This window comes from Klebsiella sp. 7-CIP_Kleb. (assembly GCF_050378655.1).
Classification (GTDB): domain Bacteria; phylum Pseudomonadota; class Gammaproteobacteria; order Enterobacterales; family Enterobacteriaceae; genus Klebsiella; species Klebsiella quasipneumoniae.
The window spans coordinates 1,097,867-1,120,779 of sequence record NZ_JBNRLJ010000001.1; the positions used below are offsets into that span (position 1 = coordinate 1,097,867).

Sequence of the window (22,913 nt, forward strand, 5' to 3'; positions counted from 1 at the left end):
CCGCCATTGGCTTTCGCAACCAAAATGCGTAGTGCCTGCAGTAATTTGTATATGTCATCAGCTAAAGTTAGCGGAACATGAACCACGCTCTCATTGTGCTGGAAACGGCAAGTCGGCCAAACAGCGGTCACTTTGCTTGCTTCTATGTCCTTTCGCTATCAGGACTTTCCCAAACAGCTAAAGGAATCTCTCTGAAGCAGAGAGATGCGCTCAGTGCCGGGCTATCATCCCTCTCAGCATCACTTCGGTCGTTGATATCATGGCAAAGCCGCACTATCACCATTACGAAGTGCAGCACACTCAACATCGCTTAGTACCCAACAAGGTAGCGCCGCATTATAGCGCTGGTTATACAGAATAAAAATCAAAAAGCGGTGTGAATTAATTCAAGGTATGAATGGAACACTTTTGATACAATGTTAAAACATTCAATAGCTTGCTATACATCCTTTGATTACAAGTTATCTCTGGTGACAACAACACTAATTAATTCGAATTTCACGAACAACAATACCTCTTCATTCGGAAATACATGTCATGTTTTTTCAAGATATCGAACTTGTATGGGCTGATTCCTGCAAACTGTTTTTTTCCGTGTAACCATAGTGATGGTTTGACTCGATTTCAAATGCAAATCATTTGCATTAAAGCATTTGATTTTCCCGGCCAGCTTCATGTCAACGCACACTCTGCAACTGTAAAGCAAGTGATCCCAACAGCAAGCCAGTGTAAAATCGGCACTTATGTAGAACGGGATATCCACACCCCGGAGGAAAAATATGAAGTTTTTGGTCACTGGTGCCGCAGGTTTTATCGGCTTTCATATCGCGCAGCGCCTGATGAATGAAGGGCATGATGTTGTCGGGATCGACAACATGAATGACTATTATGACGTCAGCCTGAAGCAGGCTCGCCTGGATCGTCTGACATCTCCGGCATTTCGTTTCCAGCAGCTGGATCTTGCCGACCGTGAGGGAATGGCGAAGCTGTTCGCCGCAGAACAATTTGACCGCGTGATCCACCTGGCGGCCCAGGCGGGCGTGCGCTATTCGCTGGAAAACCCCTATGCCTACGCGGACGCTAACCTGATGGGGTATCTGAACATTCTGGAGGGCTGCCGTCACACCAAAGTGAAACACCTGGTGTACGCCTCCTCCAGTTCGGTTTACGGCCTTAACCGCAAAATGCCGTTCTCCACGGAGGATTCCGTCGATCATCCGGTCTCCCTGTACGCCGCCACTAAGAAAGCCAATGAGCTGATGGCGCATACCTATTCCCATCTGTACGGCATCCCGACTACCGGCCTGCGCTTCTTTACGGTCTATGGTCCGTGGGGACGCCCGGATATGGCGCTGTTCAAGTTTACGAAAGCGATGCTGGAAGGGAAAAGTATAGACGTTTACAACTACGGCAAAATGAAGCGCGACTTCACCTACATCGACGACATCGTCGAGGCGGTGATGCGCGTCCAGGATGTGATCCCGCAGGCTAATGCCGACTGGACCGTTGAGAGCGGTTCCCCGGCGACAAGTTCCGCGCCGTATCGGGTCTATAACATTGGCAACAGCTCGCCGGTGGAACTGATGGACTACATCACCGCTCTGGAAGAGGCGCTGGGGATGGAGGCGAAGAAGAATATGATGCCGATCCAGCCGGGCGATGTACTGGACACCAGCGCAGACACCCAACCGCTATATGACCTGGTGGGTTTCAAGCCGCAGACGTCAGTGAAGGAAGGCGTGAAGAACTTCGTTGAGTGGTATAAGGATTACTATCAGATCTAACCTGTCTCTGCCCTGCCGCGATCAGCTGATTGCGGCAATGGATAAACCTCCCGTATTGCCTTCATTTATCATTCATTTCTTTATCCGAGCCTGGCACAGGCTATAATTTTTTGTACTAAAGAATAATTTTTACTGGTTTTAACGACGGTGCTGAAACCAGTTTCATCTACCCGCCAGCGAAAAAGACAACAACTATAAGCCTGGTCCCCTGCTGTCACTCTTTTCAATACTATTTTTAATGGCTCCTTCAGCATTTTCTCCTGATAAATAAAAGACATTACTTTCTATAGGAATTTTCTTAAGAACAGGATATGTTAGAGATCGCAATAAAGCACCTTCCACGCTGACATATTGCTTAACTTGCTAATGATTCAACCAACTAAAGCTGTGGTAGATATTATGGAAAACCTGTTTTTCTTAGTGGTGGCTGCCATACTACTTGCTGTGTCTGTTTTCTTTTTAATTTCATATCTGAAAGACAGAAAGAAAACGAAACTGACGTTTAATAAACGCAAGTGGTAAGTCCCGCTCCATATTGCAATTAGATTAAGATAATATTAAGAGATAAAAAAATGATATGACAGAATGACCGTTCATTCTGCGTTTTGGCATGGCCTTAAGGCAAGAAAAAAAATAACGCTATTCGCGCCCAGTCCCTCGTATTTCCCCAGGGCATAAATAACAAAAGCCTGCGTTGCAGGCTTTGTTTTACCTCCCGGCGCTTATCTCCGGCATCTACATCACAGTGACGGTAGCTCTTCACAAGGTAAGTTTAACTTATCGGACCTGTTTTCAACCCGCAACGGGTTTCGTGCAGGATCGTAATGTCCATCACAATTTATTGAGGTTAATCTGAATGTGCGAGAAATACGCGCAGTGAGGGATATAGCGGGGAGATAAAGAAGCATACTGGCGGCGAGGAGCCGCCAGTGTCAGACAGGCAGGATTAATCGTTACCAAACAGATCGCGGGTATAAACCTTTTCTGAGACATCCGCCAGCTCTTCCGCCATACGGTTGGAAATGATGACATCCGCCTCTTGTTTGAAGGCATCCAGATCGCGCACGACGCGGGAATTGAAGAACTCATCTTCCTGCATCACTGGTTCATAGATAATAACCGGAATACCTTTCGCCTTGATGCGCTTCATAATCCCCTGAATAGAAGAGGCACGGAAGTTGTCTGACCCGCTCTTCATGATCAGGCGATATACACCCACTACTTTCGGCTTACGGGCGAGAATAGAATCCGCAATAAAGTCTTTACGGGTACGGTTAGCATCCACGATAGCCGCGATGATATTGTTCGGGACCGATTCGTAGTTCGCCAGCAGCTGCTTAGTATCTTTCGGCAGGCAGTAGCCGCCATAGCCAAAGGACGGGTTGTTATAGTGGTTGCCGATACGCGGATCCAGGCATACCCCTTCGATAATCTGCTTGCTGTTCAGCCCCTGGCTTTCAGCATAGCTGTCGAGCTCGTTGAAATAGGCAACGCGCAGCGCCAGATAGGTGTTCGCGAACAGTTTGATCGCTTCCGCTTCAGTGGAGTCGGTAAACAGGGTCGGGATATCCTGCTTGATCGCGCCTTCTTTCAGCAGGTCTGCGAAACGTTCGGCACGCGCAGAGCGCTCACCAATGACAATGCGCGATGGGTGCAGGTTGTCGTACAGCGCACGGCCTTCACGCAGGAACTCAGGAGAGAAAATAACATTATCAATCCCTAAACGTTCTTTGATGTCGCGGGTGAACCCCACCGGGATGGTCGATTTAATGATCATCACCGCGTTCGGGTTGATCTCTGTGACATCGCGAATAACCGCTTCCACTGTAGAGGTGTTGAAGTAGTTGGTTTTGGGATCGTAATCGGTCGGCGTCGCAATGATCACGTAGTCGGCATTACGATAGGCGTCGTGCTTGTCCGTGGTAGCACGGAAATTTAACGGTTTTTCTGCCAGATATTCCTGAATCTCTTTATCCACAATCGGAGAGATCTTCTGGTTAAGCATATCCACTTTGGCCTGTACGATATCCAGGGCCACCACTTCGTGGTTTTGCGCAATCAGGACACCGTTCGATAAACCAACATAACCTGTACCGGAAATAGTAATTTTCATTCGATCACACTTTAATCAGTTAACTGGACGGCGGCTTAGTAACCACCCTGTAATCAACACTTGTGGCGGTTTTACTCTCTGTCTTAGTACATGTCAAGAAACTGACATGGGATGGTAGAGGACAAGCATCAGAACTCTAATAGGAGGATAAACATCCTTAACAGAAAGTATTTAAATAGAGAGAGTTTTATAGAAAAATCCCGGTTAGTAGATAACCGGGATTTGATTGTCTTTGTAGAAAATTATTCCATCCACTCAGTATGGAATACGCCTTCTTTATCAGTGCGCTTATAGGTATGAGCACCGAAATAGTCGCGTTGAGCTTGGATCAGGTTAGCCGGCAGGACTGCGGAGCGATAACTGTCGTAGTAGGAAATAGCAGCAGAGAATGTCGGAACCGGGATGCCGTTCTGCACGGCATAGGCCACCACATCACGCAGCGCTTGCTGATAGTCATCAGCGATCTGTTTGAAGTATGGTGCCAGTAGGAGGTTAGCAATGCCAGCGTTTTGCGCATAAGCATCGGTGATCTTCTGCAGGAACTGCGCACGAATAATGCAGCCAGCACGGAAAATCTTAGCAATTTCGCCGTAGTTCAGATCCCAGTTGTACTCGTCAGAAGCAGCGCGCAGTTGGGAGAAGCCCTGAGCATAGGAAACGATTTTACCGAGGTACAGTGCACGACGTACTTTCTCAATAAATTCAGCTTTATCACCGGCCGGCTTAGCCTGCGGACCACTCAGCACTTTTGAAGCGGCTACACGCTGATCTTTAAGCGAAGAAATATAGCGAGCAAACACAGACTCCGTGATCAGGGACAGAGGTTCCCCAAGATCTAGTGAGCTCTGACTGGTCCACTTACCGGTACCTTTGTTTGCTGCTTCATCAAGAATGACATCAACGAGGTATTTACCTTCTTCATCCTTCTTGGTGAAGATATCTTTGGTAATGTCGATCAGGTAGCTGCTCAACTCGCCTTCGTTCCATTCGGTGAAGGTTTGCGCCAGCTCTTCGTTGGAAAGTGCCAGACCGCCTTTCAACAGCGCATAAGCTTCAGCAATCAGCTGCATGTCACCATACTCAATGCCGTTATGAACCATCTTCACATAATGGCCAGCACCGTCAGCACCGATATAGGTCACACATGGCTCACCATCTTCAGCAACTGCAGCAATCTGCTTCAGAATCGGAGCAACTAACTCATAGGCTTCTTTCTGCCCACCAGGCATGATAGAAGGCCCTTTCAGAGCGCCCTCTTCACCACCGGAAACACCGGTACCGATAAAGTTAAAACCTTCGGCAGACAGCTCACGGTTACGACGGATGGTGTCCTGGAAGAAGGTGTTGCCGCCATCAATGATGATGTCGCCTTTATCAAGGTAAGGCTTCAGGGAATCGATGGCACTGTCGGTGCCAGCCCCGGCCTTCACCATCAACAGGATACGACGTGGTGTTTCGAGGGATTCAACAAACTCCTGTACTGTGTAGTAAGGGACCAGTTTCTTGCCTGGGTTCTCGGCAATCACTTCTTCAGTCTTTTCACGGGAGCGGTTGAACACGGAGACAGTATAACCACGGCTTTCGATGTTTAGCGCAAGGTTACGCCCCATCACTGCCATACCGACGACCCCGATCTGTTGCTTGGACATTACATACTCCTGTCTGGTGTGGTCACTGCGACACGTTCGCAGCTTAAATGTAGTGATTATTTTAGCGTAAGTTAAACAAAGGATATAGTAAAAAAACTTTTTTATCACTATGTTGGGAATGCCAGAAAATATAATATTGCATAATTATTCTAAGAGACACACAAATTAAACTATAGACACTACATTTTTCATTAGATTATGAACATATATTTAATACGCCGTTTTACTGACAAACCCTTTAAACACGGTCAATATTATAATATATAAATCAAACCAAATACTCCATTCTCTAATATAATCAAGGTCATACTCTACTCTCTTTTGCATTTTTTCAAGAGTATCAGTTTCCCCCCGCCAACCATTTATCTGGGCCCAACCAGTGATCCCAGGTTTTACTTTATGGCGTAGCATATATCCTTCAATGAGATCTCTATATTGTTCGTTATGAGCAACAGCATGTGGCCTCGGGCCTACAATAGACATTTCACCCGAAAGCACATTAAAAAACTGGGGTAACTCGTCCAAAGAGGTACGTCTCAAAAACCGCCCAACTCTTGTGACACGGATATCATTTTGTTTAGCCTGAGTAACGACACCACCATCTTCCATGACCTTCATTGAACGAAATTTCCAAACCTTAATAGGCTTGCCATCCATACCATATCTAGTTTGCCTAAAGATAACAGGCCCTGAAGAGGTTAGTTTCACAGCAAACGAAATAATGATGAGAACTGGGGATATTAAGGTTAATATAAGAATTGACAAAATGATATCTTCTAATCTTTTAAAAACCATATTAATGCCGTTTAAAGGTGTATCAAATAAGGGGACGACAGGAACCCCATTGACTTCCTCAGTACGTGACTGAAGAATATTAAACGTAAATATATCTGGAATCAACATAACAGAGCAAGTAGTATTCGTTAATTGCCTAACCAATAACTTTATTTTCTTTTCATCACTCATATTCATTGCTATGTAAATACGGTCGAGTTTACCGTTTTTTGCATCAGCAATTAGTTGTTCAAAATCCCCTACATATCTTATACCCGCAGTGTGAATAACATTGTCATTATAGATCCCTTCAACTTTAAAACCAAGCCATGGCTCATCATTAAAGCTTTTCAACAGCTCGATACCAGCTTCCATAGAACCAGCTATTGCGACACGGCGGGTATTATAACCAAAACGCCTCAGTTTTCCGAAGCAGTACCTGATTAAAATTCGACAAAGCACAATCCCAAATGAGACAACAACATACCAACACATATAAATATCAAAATTAATTTGAAGGTGTGTTGAAAGAGAAATAAAACCAACAGCAATAATTAAGCTCAAACTCCAGTTCTGCAAAACAAGCTTAAGTTCAGAAATTAATCTTACGCCACGCCAGGACCTATAAAAATCCGTAACCCCGCCAATCATCTGGAATACAAAAAGAACAATCAACGCGTTCAAAAATAGATTACTTGATATATCAATGCCAGCAACATAATATACAAAACATAAACCAAAAATGATTACTGATACATCAAAAAAACGTTGTACGATGGAGATCAAAGATGCATTGGTTTTTGAGTGAGTTCTTCGCTTGAGTATTTTCATAGTAATTAACTTTTAGTTGAAATATAATTCATTGCAAGCATTATTAGGACATTATTTAACTAACCTTTGATGAAGTCCTAAACAGGATATTTTTATGCACTTTAAACACAATTCCATGCTTAAAGAAATAATTTAAAACTGTGAGAGAGAACAGCTCAGTAGCTAACGTCGCCCAAGCAGCTCCCTGCATCCCATAATACTTAACAGAATAATAATTAAAACATGCACTTAAAAATAAAACAACGATAGTTTTTTTAGCTAAATATGAATAACCAGAATATTTGGCAATAAAACGAGAAGAAATAACGCCTAAAGATGAAACCATTGTTGATATAGACAATATTATCAAGGGTTCAAAAGAACTAGAGTATTTTTCTCCATACAAAAGTTGAAGCAAATACCCACCGATTAAATAAATAAAAATTATTATAAAAATGGATATAACTAAAATCACTCGCCCCAAGTTACCTGCTTTTCTTATTGCTTCTAAATCTTTATTTTCCGAAAAAATCTGTGGAAAACTGGAAGTAATAATCGCGAGTAAAACAAACGACCATGAACTAGCTAATGAGACTGCTATGGAAAAAATACCTACATAAGATTTCCCATAAAAATAATCAAGAAACCAGATAGATAGACGTGTATATATAGCAACAGATACAGCTGAGATGACAAATGTCATCCCTGTTAACAAGAGGTATCGAGAATATTTAAAGACTTTTCTTCTGTTGATATTGACACCATCGTTTTCCATACGATTAAACATTATGCTACGTAAAATGAAAGGTATCAGAGTAGTCACTACAATAGGTATTGATAATGTTTCAGCAGGTAATTTAAAATAGGCAATAACCCATCGAATTATTAGACTTATAACTAACCCGACAACATTTATCATTGCATTTTTTTTTGACTCCAAACGAACATTATAGTAAATACTATAAACATCTAAGGATGAAAACAAACAAGCAAAGAATGATGCTATAATGAAATAATTTATAGTATGGCTATTGATATCAAAATTCAAGATGACAATCGGGATAGAAACAAGACTATAAATAAAAATTCTAATAGGAACTGTAGTCTTTAGTAGCCGTATACCAGATTTCTTATTCTTGCTTAAGCGCTTAAAAATAATAACATCACTGCCGAGTTGAGCTATCACTAAAGTAATTTGAAACAATGATGATACGTAAGCTATTTCCCCATAAATATATGGCCCAACATACTTAGCGACAAATGATGTAACAAAAAAAAGGCCAAAAATTGAGACAATTTTTTCAGACACCATCCATATGGAGTTAAATAATATTTTCTTATTCAACTAAATCACCTCAATTTTATTTTATTTAAAACCTTGAATTTTATTGCACGAAACCCGGTGAAAGGAAGGTTAAGCATGGCATATAATACAGCTTTTAAATTATTATTATCCATTCGACATCTAGACGGAAGAATATATGCTCTATAAGCGCATCGCTCCCTGAAACGCATAATACTCTTCATTTCCTTTAACCAAAACAATGAATATGCTTCAGACTCTTTTTTCCCATTTAGAGCACGAGCGCTCGTATTATTAAATTTATTATAGATAGTTAAGACTTCATCTATAAAGTGGAATTTAATCCCTAAGTAATCACAATGGATACAAAAATCATAATCTTGGTGTCTAATAAACTTCTCATTAAACATAACCTTATCAAGTATTGATCTATGGGCCACGATTGTGCTTGTCTGTATAAACCCATTTAAGGAGAAAAGATATTCCGCAATACTCATATTCGGCTCATGATCAACTCCATAGCTAGGTCGAATAGCCATAATATTCCCTGTTTCAATATCTCTTATTTTCAATTTGCTATAAAAAACTTTTTTCTCGTTTTCTATATCAACTTTTTTAATCACTTGATGATAATATGATAATTTAATAGGAAGCCATTCATCATCCGCATCTAAAAATGCTATATATTCACCATTTGCAAGTGTGATACCTAAATTACGAGCAGCAGCTCCATTTTTATTTTCAATATGCCTAACAATAGTGAATGGAACTATTCCAGATAGGGAATCAATTATTATTTTCTCTGTATTAGAAAAATCATCCGAGGCATCATCTACAAATATAACTTCAAATGAAGTGAAAGTTTGCTTTTTTAACGAATCTAATGTCAGATTTATTGTTTTACTATTGTTATGCATTGGGACAATAACTGAAAAAAAAGGATTTTCCATTTAAACTGCCTTATTCAGAAGTGGGGGCGACAATAACATTAGATACGGTCATATTTTTATCAATTTTGAACTTTGAATCATATCCAGAATATCTACTAACTGCAGTAGAAAGTTTTAGAGTGCCAGCATATATATTGTCCCCAAACCCGGACACCCTTAAAATCGGCTCATTATCAAAATAAAAAATCATATTATCAGTTTGCCATTTTATTCCATACAAATGAAATTCACTACTTAAGTTAGATTTTGTCTTGAATATAAACCCATAAGAAAGAGGTTTACCATCAATCCATTTATGAATAGTAATATTTATAATATTTGGCGAATGGATTTCAGCAATATCAATTTCATATCCATTATCTGATTTGAACCAAAAAGCATTATTTATCCCTTTAGATGCTGATTTAATCCTCGCTTGGTAATATCCATAATGAACATCTTTATAATAATCTAAATATGCGGTTGAATATTTTGATTTGTTAGGGCAGTTATTCTTCGAAGTAACAAAAACAATATTTCCATCTTGAGAGGAAATATTGTTCTTTAGCCTACAAGATAAAATATTATTATGAAAATCTTCCTTTGCGATCCAAGTTTTAGATAAATTTGCATCCATTTTATCAATACTATTTTGTAACTGTTTTTTTCCAAAATCCTCCTCTAAATTATGAGGGAAAATAGAATAATCCCAATCATCGAAATAATTTGAATTAGAAAATTTTTTTATAAGTTGAATATTTTCAGTACAAAAAGCATTGTAACTGAATAAGGATATAAAGAAAAATAATGTCTTATATTTCATATACTATCCACTAATCAAATCATAAATAAATAAAATAGGGAATAATATACCAGCCCTAATATATCTTAGTCTAGTATGCTTTTCTTTAACCATTCGATATACAAATCTCAAATTAAATCGATTTATCCATGTTGGATAATATGCATTGCCTGACATTGACAATTGATGAAAAAAACCTCCACATGTAAAAGCCAACTTACCAAAACCTTGGGATTTGAGCTCTAGTAAGAATTTCTCCTGTAACCCGCACCCCATTCCAGCAATAACAATATCGACATTTTGTTTCATAATCCCATTAGCAACACTAATTAATTCCTCTTCATTCTTAAAATATCCATGCCTATGTCCAATAATAAATATACCAGGATAAGAACCCTCAATTACCTTTTTAGCTTTATCTACAGATAATTCATCAGAGCCAATAATATAAATACTCTTATGATTCTTTACGGCATATTGGAATACCATAGGTGCTAAGGAGGTCATATCAAAACTAAATCTTTCCAGTTTTTCACGATAGAAGAAGTTTATAAATTTAACTAAAACTCCGCCATCACAAAACACACCAGTGAAACCATCAAGTAAATTAGTTTTTCTAAGTTGTAAATACGAAACTGGATTTAAAAAAGTATAGATCCCTCCCTTTTTGAAAATATCAATCCGGGAAGTCTTTATTATTTTCTTTATGTATATTTTCATTTATAGATATCTCACAATATTGCTTAAACTGGTATTCCTTATCATTATGTGAATTCCATTCGCTAGTAGCAGCAAGCAACTCTTCTGAAAATGTGTCTGTCGAAAAAACACTATTCATAATTAATTTGAATTTAGCAACTCCCTCTATCTCATATAGATCGTGGAAAGTGCACATATCGTAAGCAGAATTGCTAGTGAACATTTCTTGGGGAATAGAATAATGTGTCCCACAAAAAGGAATCCCCAAACTCCTGGTTTCCGCAATAACAATAGGAAAACCTTCAAACTTACTACTTAGCACTAGAAGCTTGCATTGAGCCAGAAACTTATATGGATTTACCTGGAAATCAATTATAGTTACTTTTTCCTCTAATTTTAGTTCTTTAATTTTTTGTCTTAAATTTTCTTCGTTCTCGCCTTCCCCCATTATCAACAAATGGACTTTATTTTCTATTGGATTATCTTTCAAATATTGAGAAAATGCATACAATAAAGAACCTTGGTTTTTTTGATCACTTAACCTACCAATATTAATAGCATAGCTTACATCATCGTAAAAATTAAATTCCGTAACCTCTTCTCTGCTTTTTATATGGATAGCATGCGAATCAACAAAATTATTGACAACAAAAATATTTTCTCCATCCACATCGAAATTATTAATTAAATCTGTTTTCACTTGCTCTGATACAGCAATTATAGTTGTTTTATCAGAGTTATAGATGGACGATATTGCCTTTGCCCACAATTTTTTTATAGTCGGATTTGCAATTTTTAAATATTGAATTGATAAAACATTGTGAACTGTGCAGACGTGTTTAACACCCTTAAAATTAGATAAATAAGAGAAAATGTTACTTTTTTCTAAAAACGTGAATATTACATCATATTTGCCACAGTTTATTTTTGTAAGCAGCCGTGTATAGATCTTAATATGTGTAAAGAGTTTAGAGGCCATACTGGCCCCTACCTCCTTATTACTTCCATAAGTTACACGTAGATTATCCAACCAGGGACTGCTCGTAGCCTCACGGTAAAGCACATAAATATCAACTTTATGACCACATTTAATTAAATAATTATAGTAGTCAATTAATATTCGTTCCGCACCACCAGTTCTAACTCTATCAATCACTAGTAAGTAATACTTCATAATATTAAATTTCTCTCAGAATATTCCTAAGATTATTGATTTGTTCATCTTGATATGTAGATAAATTAGTAATACCTACCACCTCGTTTTTTACATTACTTAAATTCACATTATCAAAAAGAGCGACTCTTTTGCTATGCGAGTAAATTCTGCATTTCCCACCAAATGATAGAGTTGGAATACATGAATGAACCCTATCAGAATGTACTTCCTTAGCATTAGCTAATAAGATCAGATAATCTAAAGGAGTGTCTGAAACAAAAATATCTTGTGCTAATAAACTTTTTACATAAGACAAAGGGTAAGGTTTATTATTAGTCACAACAACTTTATTAAACTTACCAGACAGTTCTTGAATCATATGATCATTTTTTGGGTGATCAAAATTCAATACAACATAATCTTCGCTTGCAATATTTTTGGGTACTGTAACTTTATTAACAAAAAATGCATTATCAATACCATTATGTGATACTTCAACAATATCTTTGTAGTTCTCATATGCTACATGGTCACGGAAAATAATTCCCTTTGGCTCTAGTTTCTTAATATATTCTTTAACAAATGATACTTCATAATCTGTATAATAATTACCGCTAGCCCCCAAAAATATTAACTCGGTACCTTTATTTTTTAATGCTTCTAATTCAGCACCAAAAATTTTAAAAAATGGAACTGTCAGTACACAACCAGGAATAATCAGGGCATCTAGTTTGACATAATCCATTAAAGTTATAGTTTTTTTAGTTGGGATCGCAGTGTATAATTTGTCATGAATTTTATGTGCATGATTTTTCATTACACCATTCCAGACTGCACGTACAACTCGAGATTCTCTTAGTCCCATCCCAGCTTGCATTGCATTCACAAAAGACTGAAATTGGCTAACTTTTACTAACTGATAGCCATCTGGTAATGCCCCCTCGATAGTTGCTTGCGCACCAAAATCAATAAACGCGTTACCGATATTATTAAAATACACAGATGTAAAAAGCCCGATATTTTTCATAGATTCCTCAGTTTATAAATTTTTTCTTTTTTGAAAAGATGTTAGTTAATAAAAAAAGCCTAGGAATTATATTCATATTTCTAAGCAGGAAACTAGCAGCAATAATTTTACCTCGAATACCGCCTAATTTAATAAATGATATTAACACAGCAAGCATTTTAAAAGAAATAAATTCTTCAAAAACAGCCATATCACTTGGTCCTAACGAACCATCCTGATTTATTTTATCAAAAAAAGCTCTCAACTCCTTATGGAACCTATCCAACGAGAAATATTTAAATGAATCAAATTCACCCCAGTTATATTTTAGCGAATCTACCGAAAATTCAAAAGAAAAGTCATTTTTAATATTTTTTGCAGAAAGAGCAATCAGTCGGTTATGCTGTTCATTCTGTTTAGTTCGACTGATACTATTCGGATTAAAGCGATAATAAAGGAGCTCATCGTCAATAGTAAAGCATTTATATCCAGCATTAAAGAGTCGTAGCCATAAATCGTAATCCTCAATATGCAATACCTCTTCTGAATCCCGATATTTGAAATGCTGCATAATATCTTTTTTTACCATGACACCTGGGTGCATGATCATGTTTCTTAGATACTGCAAATATCTCATTGTATTTGAACTAGCTGCGAAACTACCTTTATTTTTTGTATAAAATGTTCCAGAATCATTGAGGATGTAAGCTTTAATATTTACTATATCTATCGATTCATCATTTTCTAAAACTTCAATCTGCCTCTTCAATCTATTTGGCATACTTATATCATCGGCGTCCATTCTTGCAATATATTTCCCTTTTGCATTATCTATCCCTTTGTTTAAAGTTTTTATAATGCCTAAGTTAATAGTATTTTTCAAATAGACAATTCTATTGTCGCTGAATGATTTAATAATATCTTCCGTAGAATCTGTACTCCCATCATTTATTATGACCAATTCAATATTTTTTAGACTCTGATTCAAAATACTTGATATCGATTCTCGTAAAAAAATCTCAGCATTAAATGCTGGTAGAATAACCGAAACTAAAGGGGTAGACATTTAAAACTCCATAAACTTATCACTTTGAATTATGATATAATATCACCATTTGCATTTTTAATTATCGGTTTATGGCCAATAATGATACTATCATCTGGTACGTCTTTCATTAAAATAACACCGGCCCCCAGCTTCACGTTATTACCAATGGCAATATCATCACCAAGAATACATGAATTGGCACCCATAGATACATTGTCTCCAATGCGTACTACCCCGGCCCCTAAAGACCTATTAGCACCACATGTACAACACTGCCTGATATGAAAGTTCTTACCGATGCTACAACGTGAGCTAATAACAACAGAATACGCATGCCAGATAACAAAGCCATTTCCAATTTTAGCTTTGTAGCTTATTTCCACACCAAAAATGAGCTCATTGAATATTTTATGCATTAATAAAAAAAATAATGTAAAGGGATAGAGTATAATATTACTATTAGCATGATATGTAGCTAAACGAAAAAATAAAACTGCCAACTTGGATTTAAGCCCTGGATTTAATTTAAATTCTTTTATTATTTCAATAATACTCATCTAATGCTAACCCCACCTTTCACTAGAAATAATTTTAGAATGCCCAAACTGTGTATGGGACTATCCCACCGAAATCCTTAATAATTGAATTAGTAAAGTAAACAAATCCATACATTATGACTGAAAATTTGAATGTAATCCTAAGCAATTGATTTTCTGTATAGTACCAGAGATAGGTGTAATATATAATATTGAAAATCAAGAAACAGCTTGCCACCCGTATAAATAAAGGATTTATAGCCCCCATAACATTTAAGATAAATATACCTAACACATAGGAAAAAAGATATTCTCGCGGTGTATTTTTAGAAGAAATAAATATACAAAATATACAAAAAAGAGTGTGCAATGTAATTGTAATAGTTGAACTATCAACTGCAGCCTCTCCTCTTAGGTGCATTGTATATCGCTCACTCAAGAAATAAATACTATGAGCGAAACTAATCACTGGTCCTTTAAGAATAAAAAGACAGTAACTCAATAAGACGGGTATGAGTAATAATTTCTTTTTCTTCAACGCTTCAGACCAGTTGAGTTTGAAGATAAGAAGAAAAAGAAGTATAAATAATGTATTATGGAATAGAAATGCCGTTGTAGCTATAGTAATAAAGAGTAAACTTGTTTTAGTTTTAACATAAGGATAAAGACCTAAAATAATACCCAGGCCAAAAAACTGTCTCATTATATTAAAATTATAAAAATAATAATAAAAAATGTAAAAGAAAAAGAGAGTTAATATAGGTCGATCACTTTCTTTTCGAATGAAGTTCACAAACCCCAAAAATGCAAATATAAAAATCGCTCTAAAAAAAAGTGTGGGTTCTTTAGTAACAAAGTCTTTATAAAATGCTATAAGGTAATTAAATCCATCTTCGAATTTTGTACAATAATTCCAAGTCGCAGGATTAAAACTAATTTGTTTAAAATTACATGTATATATTCCAATATCTGTACCTACGCTATCCCCTCTAAGAAAACCGACTAGAAATAATATAACTACTGAGATAAAGAAAGTGACTGTATCATATTTCCTTTTAAGAAATATGCTTAAAAGCAAAAATAGCAATATCAGGAAATAAATAAACATATACTCACCGGTATTTATTAGTAATAATACCATTTAAATCTGAAAAAGAGGGGCTCCCCCCTCTTTTCGATTTTATTTATCGGAGGAGCTTTCATAGCTATAACCATAGTGGTTATAACCGTAGCCATAATAGCTACTGGATTTTTTTACAACTCCATTTAAAATACACCCTTTTACCTTCACACCACTTTGTTCGAATCGTCTTATACTTATCTCAATCTCTTTAGTTGTATTTTTTTCAAAACGAGCAACCAACAAAGTAGTGCCGGAGTAATTACCTATTATAGCTGCATCCGTGACTGCTAAAATTGGAGGAGTGTCAATTATGACCAAATCGTAATTCTCGCCTCCCCATTTAAGGAGTTCACCAAATCTTGGATGCATTAATAATTCAGCAGGATTAGGGGGTACTGTTCCTCGAGTTATATAATCAAATCCACCACCAGACATTCTCTTGATTGCATCGGTAATATTAATACCTCCCGATAATATATCCGACAAGCCATTCTCATTCGTAGAATTAAATAACTTATGAACATACCCTTTTCGCATATCCGTATCAATGAAAAGAACTTTTTTACCGGTTTGTGCTATCACAGCTGCTAAGTTAGTACTTACGAATGTTTTACCCGCATTAGGGCTAGCACCCGAAATCATTAAAATATTATTTCGAGCTTCCATCATTGCAAAATGTAAACTAGTTCGTAGGCCTCTAATTGTCTCTATTGCTATATCTGCAGGGTTAGCAATTGCAAGAAATGACTTATGTTCTAGTTTATCCGCTCTTATTCGTATACCTTTCTTCTGATTATAATTTGACAGAGTATCAGATACGGGAATACTTGCATACACATTAATACCCACTTCCTCTAGCTGTTCAGGAGATTCAATACCACGACGTAGAAGCATTCTAAGAAGCACTATGCTAATTGAGGCCATTACACCTAAAATAAAACCAACAATAACTATTATTGTTTTTTTAGGTTTTACAGGCTTGGGATGTGTAATCGCATCATCAATAATGCGAACATTCCCTATGGCACTAGATTTGGCGATACTTAGCTCTTGCTGCCTATTTAGTAACTGCATATAAACTGCCCGTCCTGACTCGACATCTCGGCTTAATCGTAACACCTCCTGTTGCGTACCGGGCATATCAGATACTTTTTTATTAAGTTTATTTTTCTCGTCCTGTAACGTCTTCCGTTTTTCCATTAATGCTTTATATGTTGGATGCTCACGGGTGTATAGTTGAGAAATTTCTGACTCACGAAAAGTCAACTCATTAAGTTGATTTTCGACATTAACGATTTGGTCTAATACAGATTTTGCTTCCAAAGTTAGATCAACCGAGTCTTTTGTCCGCCGATAATCGTTTAACTTATCCTCAGCGATGTCAAGGTCACTTCTTACTTTGGGAAGTTGTTTATTCAAAAATTCTAAACTTTTCTCATCCTGAGCAGCCTGTCTATCTATATTTTGCATTAAATAATTAGTTGTAATATTATTTAATATCTTAGTGATAAGTTCTGGGTCTTCTCCAACTAATGATAAGGAAAGAATCCCCGTATCCTTACCTTGTTCTTCTATTGTGAAGTTTTTCTGAAGAAGACTTATAGCTCTAAGTCTACTCATGTAAGTAATTTTGAACCGAGAACCTTCAACCGCATTTATTTCATTAACTTCTAATAATAAATTTTTATTTTTTAATTGCTCGCCTACTTTACCCGAAATTTCATACCCATTTCCGGTTATAACGTAATGTTCTTTATCCTTGACCGTTAAATAAATACTATCTATGTCGTCATCTGTTCCAAATAAAGAAAATCTTGAAACAGATATAGAACCAGGTTTCTCACCAAGTAATCTTGCCCATCCCTCTCCAAATATAGGAAAATATTCCGGTGTAACTAACGCCTGTAAGTTAAGATCCTCTACTGATTTACCTAAAATCATCCGTGATTGCAATAAAGCCATCTCTGGTGCAGATTGTGGCTGCACATTAGGTAGTACTTGACTTAGGCTACTAAGAATTGCATTCCCTTGTTTTTGCTCAACTTGCACTAGGGCATCAGATTGGTAAATAGGGGTTGCAAATAAAGCATATACTAGTGCTATCAAGACGAAAATTGAAGTTACCGAAATAATTAACTTACGGTGATCGATTAACTCACCAATTAATCGGCCTAAATCAATTTCAGCTGACTCTGTTTTATCGATTTTATTTTTAATTGAAGACATTAATTTTTTCCCGTATCTTAGTCACTAAGTTTATCAGCCCAATATCGTCCAGACGTTTCAATTAACTGATAGACTGACTCAAAAGCCTCATTACTTTTCCTATACGGATCTGGTATATCTCGCTGATTTAACCAATGACCATAAAGCATAGTTTTCCCACGAAGCTCAGGTGCAAGAAAACTTATTTTATTAAGGTGTTCCTTTTCCATTACTAATATTAGTTCGTATTCCCTTCCCAATTTAGCTGTAAATTGACGGCCACTATGTCCTTCAAGAGATAAACCATGCTTGCTAGCTACCTCGACAGCACTAGCATCTGCAGGATAATTAACCAATGCTGAAGTCCCTGCAGAATCAATTCTTCTTCCTGGAAGAAGTTTGCGTAACACCCTTTCTCCTATAGGTGAACGGCATATATTTCCGGTGCACACAACGAGAATTGAATCAAACATAATTATGGCCACGTTCTGATGTAACGAACAGTTTCTGTCATATCATGGACCCCAGTGATTGTCGGTACTAATTGCGAGATCACTCGGTTCCAGCGAACAAGAGGAGCTGTTGTTACATAAACTATATCATAAGGTTGCAACTGGAATTCCGTGCCTAGCACCATTGCTGACGCATCCTGTGCATTAAGCTGATATATATTTGCAATCTTACCCTGTTTATCGCCTTTCAACTGACGGATAACAAAAATTCCCGTTGCATCACTCATTGTCTGAGATAAACCATCTGCATTACCTAATGCTTCAGCAAGGGTCATACCACTACGATCCATCTTCATCGTACTCTGCTTACCAACTTCACCCATTACGAACACTTTTAGATCATCGTTACGAGGAACAAACAGAATATCACCAGGATACAGTAGATGATTCTGGGTTAAATCGCCTTTTTGCATTAACGCATACAAAGAAATTTTTGTATCTTTACCATTATGCGTCAACACAACATTACGCCAATCGGCATTAGCTTCTAATCCGCCGGCAGCATTCACAGCATCCATTACCGTCAACGGTATATTTGTAATTGGTTGCTGACCTGATTTAGCAACCTCTCCTGTAACATATACCTTTTGAGAACGGAAAGCAGCAATACTTACATCAACCTGCGGGCTTTCAATATAGGTAGTCAAGCGACTAGTGATCTCCTGTCGTACCTGACTCAGAGTCTTACCTGCCACCTTGACCTTGCCAATATAAGGATAGAATATGGTTCCGTCAGAGTTGACCCAGTTACCTGTATCGCTGGCACTACGGTACTGACCAGCAGGGGTAGTCAGTTCAGGGTGATCCCATACTGTAACCATCAGTACGTCACCAACCCCAATGCGATATTCGTAACTGCGCAGTAAATTATCAAGCTGCGGGTTTGGACGAGCGAGTACAGTCTCCGGACGAAGCTGATCGATCAGTCCTGGGGTCATTGGATACACGTTAACCAGTTTATCCAGATCGTAGTCACTGTCCGGAAGCTCAACCACGTTCTTGCGCAGACTATTTAATCCTTGACCAGGGATGATTGTACAACCCGATAAGAACCCAATTGCCAATGCTAACACCGAAAATCTAACAAGTTTTTTCTTCATAATGTCACATCATCAGTAAACCAAAATTTGCCAATTCCTGAGCAGCTGTCATCGCCGTTGCTTCCCTGCCGGCTTGTGGAGAGATAAAAACTGACTGCCTCCTGCAGCACTACCACCCTCTCTCCTCTATTTTCAGCATTCAGCCTTATAAACTAAACGGTATCTCTATCCCTGCGCTGGCCCCAACATCGTCGCTGTCGCTGTTGTTAGCGTTTGTGTACCACAAAGAGGTATTCAGACGAACAGACTGATACACATCCCCGCTCCAACCGAGCTGTACACCTTTCAAGGTATCAGCATGAGGGAATGCTTTATTGATCGACTGATTCTCCGGGTTAACTTTGGCGTAAACCAGGCGCGTACTCCAGCGCTGGTTATCTTCTGTAATAAGTTCAATCTTACCGGCAATGAGTTGACCATCCCCGCCCATCGCATCCCCCAACGGATATCCCTGTTGGTAGTAACCATCCTTGTAAATATGATGCGTGTAAATGTAGTTAGTACGGCTCATATTAGATCTTGTATCGTGGGCCTCAACGTACCAGTTTACCGCATCCTTACCCCAGCCGTGGTGCCCTTCCACCCCACCAAGGAATGTATTTGCTGAAGGAAGAAAACCAGCCTCATCCTCGCCGATCATCTGTCCGTAAAAACTCACCGGCCAACCAAGGGTCGGTTCCAGTTTAAACTTGAAGTCAAACCCGGCCAGCTGGTTCCCCGGTTCGTTATCTGTCCCTGTATTATCCTGTCCGGTGAACCCGTCCCAGAAACTACTCAAAGATTGCGGACGCCCTTTCCCACCCCACTGCATAATGCGTGATGCGCCTAATTCCAGTGACTGGAACGGCGTAAAGGTGAAACGGCCACCGATAATTTTCGTGTGTGGCACAGCAGTATATTGATTCATCTGGCTGGCGGAGATCTGGTACTGCCATGGCCCCACCCAGCGTAACCACCAGGTTTCCGGCGCCGCCTGCTCTGCGCGCTGCATCAGGAAACCGGTCATCGGCCGCATCGCATCCCCGCGGATCAGGCTACCTTCATAGCCAGGTCCCCACCACTGCGGAACCTGACCAAAAGAGAGCCACTGGTTCCAGAACTTCACCGCGCCGTATGCGCCGTTGGCGTTGAAGCGCGATCCGTTGCTGATCCGCTCCCCTCCTTCGACGTTGCCCTGGAGGTGGATATCCCACCACTCGCCGCTGTTGTTGAACGCCAGGCCTAACGAGTTATCTGCCGGCTGTGTCTGACCAAACCCCTGCGGAGTGCCCGGCTGATCGGTTGAAGTGTAGCCGGTGACCCGGAAATCGGCTTTTAAGGCAGACAGTCGCTGGTTAATACGCGCCAGCACCACTTGTTCAGAAGAATAGGACGGTTTAGCCTTTTTCAGTGCCCGGGCGATCTCTTCCTGGCTCAGCGGCCAGGTCGACAGGCTCAGATGGATGACCCCGCGATCGGAAAGCCAGGCCAGGTCGTTACGCAAGTCGTTGTCATTTACCACTAACCCGGCCGCGTAAGCCTGGGCTCCCAGGGAGGAAAGCAAACCCAACGTCACGGCAATGCGCGCAATTTTTATCATTGTACAAGATCCATTTTCAGCCCCGCTGTCGTATCTCAATGAGAATGAGGGGAATACCAAGATAGAAAGCGCTCGCGGCACCAGCTGACTTCGCTGTGCAACACCGGCGAGGCAAGTACATTTACCCTAAGCTGCTTGTTAGCCTTATAACATCCACTCAGCTCACAATGTAGGCGAATATTACCCTACAGGCTATCGATGAGACAGGAAAGTTAATGTCCAGGCGATATCAGCAGCCGCTCCTGGCCAACTTCTGAGGATATCCGTAGAAAATTGATAGATATCTATTGAGGGCGATCATCCTGACCGGGACGATTTTTCAGCCGTTGAAGAGAACCTCTGTGCAGCAGCAAGTGGCTTCAGCGACGCTACCGCCCCTGGCTTAACAGCTACCAGCGCACTGACTACCTGAACGACTTAATTTTTTATCGACCTGTGGATGAATAATTGGTCAGGCCATTATTTTTGGCGGCGTTAAGTTTACGGGATTTCGGTCACAATTGGGAGTGTTGTTACCGAATATCTGCCAATTAATGCCGCCTGTCGTCCTACTGACAAAAAATAAGCGGGTCACCAATTAAGATTATTCCCTGATTTCCAGGGTTAAAGATCTTCCCGGTACTGCTACAACAACACATATGCAGCTAACTGCCTGTAAAAAAACGTCTTTTTCCATAGCTCATCTTCATGCAAAAATCAGATGATGGCGTTATAGTCAACTACAATTTCTAATAGTTTCCAGTGTCTGGATATTCATTGAATGTGCATCAGGTAACGTCTCAGCGCATTTAAGAAACGTCTGATCAAAGCTATATCCAGACAAATATGCAATAACAATGTAGTAGCACTTCATTATTTCATAAATATGAATTATCAATTGCCTGTCATATAGTAGATTATTGTCTTATTTGTCTAATTAACCGGCGAAAACTTAATTTCCCCTGTAAAACAAATGGCGATTACCAGACCTGCTTATGTAGATCAGTTCGAGTAAAGGGTTTATCCAGCGGCCCAATTGCAGTGGCGATTTGCCCCAGCAGGGACTGAGTCGGCGCTTTATTGCCGCTATGCAACAGGATAAGCGGGACCATCACCAGGCACGCGACGCCGCCCCAGGAAATACTCAGGCTTTCCGAAGGGGTGGTACGTTTTTGCAGCAACAGGAACAAAGCGCTGCCAGCAGCGCCGAGTAGCAGGCCAGCTATCACTTCCGAGACGGAATGCGCATGGATGACCAGCCGTGAATACCCCACCACTGCGGCTAAAGCATAGCCGGCAGCGACAGCTGCTTTTTGCACACCCGCCGAAAAACGGGCGCTGAGCAGCCATAAGAAGATAGGCCAGAAGGCCGCGGAGAGCGCGGAGTGGCCACTGAAGCCGGTGTAATCCAGCTCACGAATACCCAGCCCCCAGCCCATAAAGGCCAGTTTAGAGGCGCAGACGATAGCGCCGGTGATGCCGAACAGCAAACTCCACTGCCACGCCAGCAACCGCGACGTTTTACGCAGCATCAGGACAATAAACAGCGCCGCTGCGCTGGGCAGCAAAACGGTGCTATCGCCAAAAAATGAGATGAGTTGCCAGTTCATATACCTGTGATCCTTCGATGATGTCCACTGCCGTGCTCAGGGATTATCCGTAATGTCTGTACCAGCCCGCATGCCAATTCATTTCACATTTTTATGCATGCAAGTGAGATGTTTAAAGCGGAAACATGATCGCAGTCAAGTTTTATTTTAGGCTGACGTTGACCGCTTACCCTGCACTTTAGGAATTGTCGCACTA

The 22,913-nt window shown here is 39.5% G+C and carries 20 protein-coding genes; 3 read left to right on the plus strand and 17 right to left on the minus strand.

Annotated features, from left to right (window positions below):
• Positions 1 to 779: 779 nt before the first annotated feature.
• Both ACQUTI_RS05470 and ACQUTI_RS05475 read left to right on the plus strand, forming a co-directional pair.
• The gene (locus ACQUTI_RS05470; protein WP_423692509.1) at positions 780 to 1,784 is read left to right on the plus strand and encodes an NAD-dependent epimerase; all 1,005 of its coding nucleotides are present in this window, start codon (positions 780 to 782) and stop codon (positions 1,782 to 1,784) included.
• 399 nt (positions 1,785 to 2,183) lie between these two features.
• Positions 2,184 to 2,306 (plus strand): small membrane protein, encoded by a 123-nt coding sequence (locus tag ACQUTI_RS05475; RefSeq protein ID WP_000429184.1) that lies wholly within the window; start codon positions 2,184 to 2,186, stop codon positions 2,304 to 2,306.
• 424 nt (positions 2,307 to 2,730) lie between these two features.
• Here ACQUTI_RS05475 and ugd read toward each other — a convergent pair whose 3' ends face one another.
• The 16 genes from ugd to ACQUTI_RS05555 all read right to left on the minus strand — a co-directional run bounded on the left by ugd (position 2,731) and on the right by ACQUTI_RS05555 (position 21,128).
• On the minus strand, positions 2,731 to 3,897 hold the full coding sequence (ugd, locus tag ACQUTI_RS05480) for a UDP-glucose 6-dehydrogenase (protein WP_004206789.1): 1,167 nt from the start codon (positions 3,895 to 3,897) through the stop codon (positions 2,731 to 2,733).
• 242 nt (positions 3,898 to 4,139) lie between these two features.
• Positions 4,140 to 5,546 carry an NADP-dependent phosphogluconate dehydrogenase gene (gene gndA / locus ACQUTI_RS05485; protein ID WP_053810156.1) on the minus strand — a complete coding sequence of 469 codons (1,407 nt, stop codon included), beginning with the start codon at positions 5,544 to 5,546 and terminating at the stop codon, positions 4,140 to 4,142.
• 210 nt (positions 5,547 to 5,756) lie between these two features.
• On the minus strand, positions 5,757 to 7,151 hold the full coding sequence (gene wcaJ, locus ACQUTI_RS05490) for an undecaprenyl-phosphate glucose phosphotransferase (protein ID WP_023282822.1): 1,395 nt from the start codon (positions 7,149 to 7,151) through the stop codon (positions 5,757 to 5,759).
• 55 nt (positions 7,152 to 7,206) lie between these two features.
• Entirely contained in the window at positions 7,207 to 8,475 is a 1,269-nt protein-coding gene (locus ACQUTI_RS05495) for an oligosaccharide flippase family protein (RefSeq protein WP_071845743.1), read from the minus strand.
• Positions 8,476 to 8,480: 5 nt separating this feature from the next.
• Positions 8,481 to 9,383, minus strand: a complete 903-nt coding sequence (locus ACQUTI_RS05500; RefSeq protein ID WP_023282824.1) for a glycosyltransferase family 2 protein — start codon at positions 9,381 to 9,383, stop codon at positions 8,481 to 8,483.
• A 10-nt stretch (positions 9,384 to 9,393) separates the two neighbouring features.
• Positions 9,394 to 10,185: a glycoside hydrolase family 16 protein gene (locus ACQUTI_RS05505; protein WP_071845742.1), complete on the minus strand. Its 792-nt coding sequence runs from the start codon at positions 10,183 to 10,185 to the stop codon at positions 9,394 to 9,396.
• Positions 10,186 to 10,188: 3 nt separating this feature from the next.
• A complete protein-coding gene (locus ACQUTI_RS05510; RefSeq protein ID WP_023282826.1) occupies positions 10,189 to 10,884 on the minus strand; it encodes a WecB/TagA/CpsF family glycosyltransferase in 696 nt (231 codons plus the stop codon).
• Positions 10,841 to 12,037: a glycosyltransferase gene (locus tag ACQUTI_RS05515; RefSeq protein WP_064759797.1), complete on the minus strand. Its 1,197-nt coding sequence runs from the start codon at positions 12,035 to 12,037 to the stop codon at positions 10,841 to 10,843. The genes ACQUTI_RS05510 and ACQUTI_RS05515 overlap by 44 nt, the downstream gene beginning before the upstream one ends.
• 4 nt (positions 12,038 to 12,041) lie before the next feature.
• Positions 12,042 to 13,046 (minus strand): polysaccharide pyruvyl transferase family protein, encoded by a 1,005-nt coding sequence (locus ACQUTI_RS05520; protein ID WP_071845741.1) that lies wholly within the window; start codon positions 13,044 to 13,046, stop codon positions 12,042 to 12,044.
• Positions 13,047 to 13,053: 7 nt separating this feature from the next.
• Positions 13,054 to 14,091: a glycosyltransferase family 2 protein gene (locus ACQUTI_RS05525; RefSeq protein ID WP_053810154.1), complete on the minus strand. Its 1,038-nt coding sequence runs from the start codon at positions 14,089 to 14,091 to the stop codon at positions 13,054 to 13,056.
• Positions 14,092 to 14,120: 29 nt separating this feature from the next.
• Positions 14,121 to 14,630: a serine acetyltransferase gene (locus ACQUTI_RS05530; RefSeq protein ID WP_023282830.1), complete on the minus strand. Its 510-nt coding sequence runs from the start codon at positions 14,628 to 14,630 to the stop codon at positions 14,121 to 14,123.
• Between the two features lie 34 nt (positions 14,631 to 14,664).
• Positions 14,665 to 15,717 (minus strand): EpsG family protein, encoded by a 1,053-nt coding sequence (locus ACQUTI_RS05535; protein ID WP_053810153.1) that lies wholly within the window; start codon positions 15,715 to 15,717, stop codon positions 14,665 to 14,667.
• Positions 15,718 to 15,789: 72 nt separating this feature from the next.
• Positions 15,790 to 17,958: a polysaccharide biosynthesis tyrosine autokinase gene (locus ACQUTI_RS05540; RefSeq protein ID WP_053810152.1), complete on the minus strand. Its 2,169-nt coding sequence runs from the start codon at positions 17,956 to 17,958 to the stop codon at positions 15,790 to 15,792.
• A gap of 17 nt (positions 17,959 to 17,975) precedes the next feature.
• Positions 17,976 to 18,410 (minus strand): protein tyrosine phosphatase, encoded by a 435-nt coding sequence (locus ACQUTI_RS05545; protein WP_071786167.1) that lies wholly within the window; start codon positions 18,408 to 18,410, stop codon positions 17,976 to 17,978.
• A 2-nt stretch (positions 18,411 to 18,412) separates the two neighbouring features.
• Positions 18,413 to 19,549: a polysaccharide export protein gene (locus tag ACQUTI_RS05550; protein ID WP_023282833.1), complete on the minus strand. Its 1,137-nt coding sequence runs from the start codon at positions 19,547 to 19,549 to the stop codon at positions 18,413 to 18,415.
• Between the two features lie 145 nt (positions 19,550 to 19,694).
• Complete coding sequence (locus ACQUTI_RS05555) at positions 19,695 to 21,128, minus strand: capsule assembly Wzi family protein (RefSeq protein WP_053810151.1); 1,434 nt, start codon at positions 21,126 to 21,128, stop codon at positions 19,695 to 19,697.
• A 286-nt stretch (positions 21,129 to 21,414) separates the two neighbouring features.
• Between ACQUTI_RS05555 and ACQUTI_RS05560 the strand changes: the two genes are divergently transcribed.
• Positions 21,415 to 21,540: a hypothetical protein gene (locus ACQUTI_RS05560; protein ID WP_369744290.1), complete on the plus strand. Its 126-nt coding sequence runs from the start codon at positions 21,415 to 21,417 to the stop codon at positions 21,538 to 21,540.
• Positions 21,541 to 22,087: 547 nt separating this feature from the next.
• On the opposite strand, the gene ACQUTI_RS05565 is transcribed toward ACQUTI_RS05560, so the two are convergent.
• On the minus strand, positions 22,088 to 22,717 hold the full coding sequence (locus tag ACQUTI_RS05565) for a phosphatase PAP2 family protein (protein WP_325926415.1): 630 nt from the start codon (positions 22,715 to 22,717) through the stop codon (positions 22,088 to 22,090).
• Positions 22,718 to 22,913 lie beyond the last annotated feature (196 nt).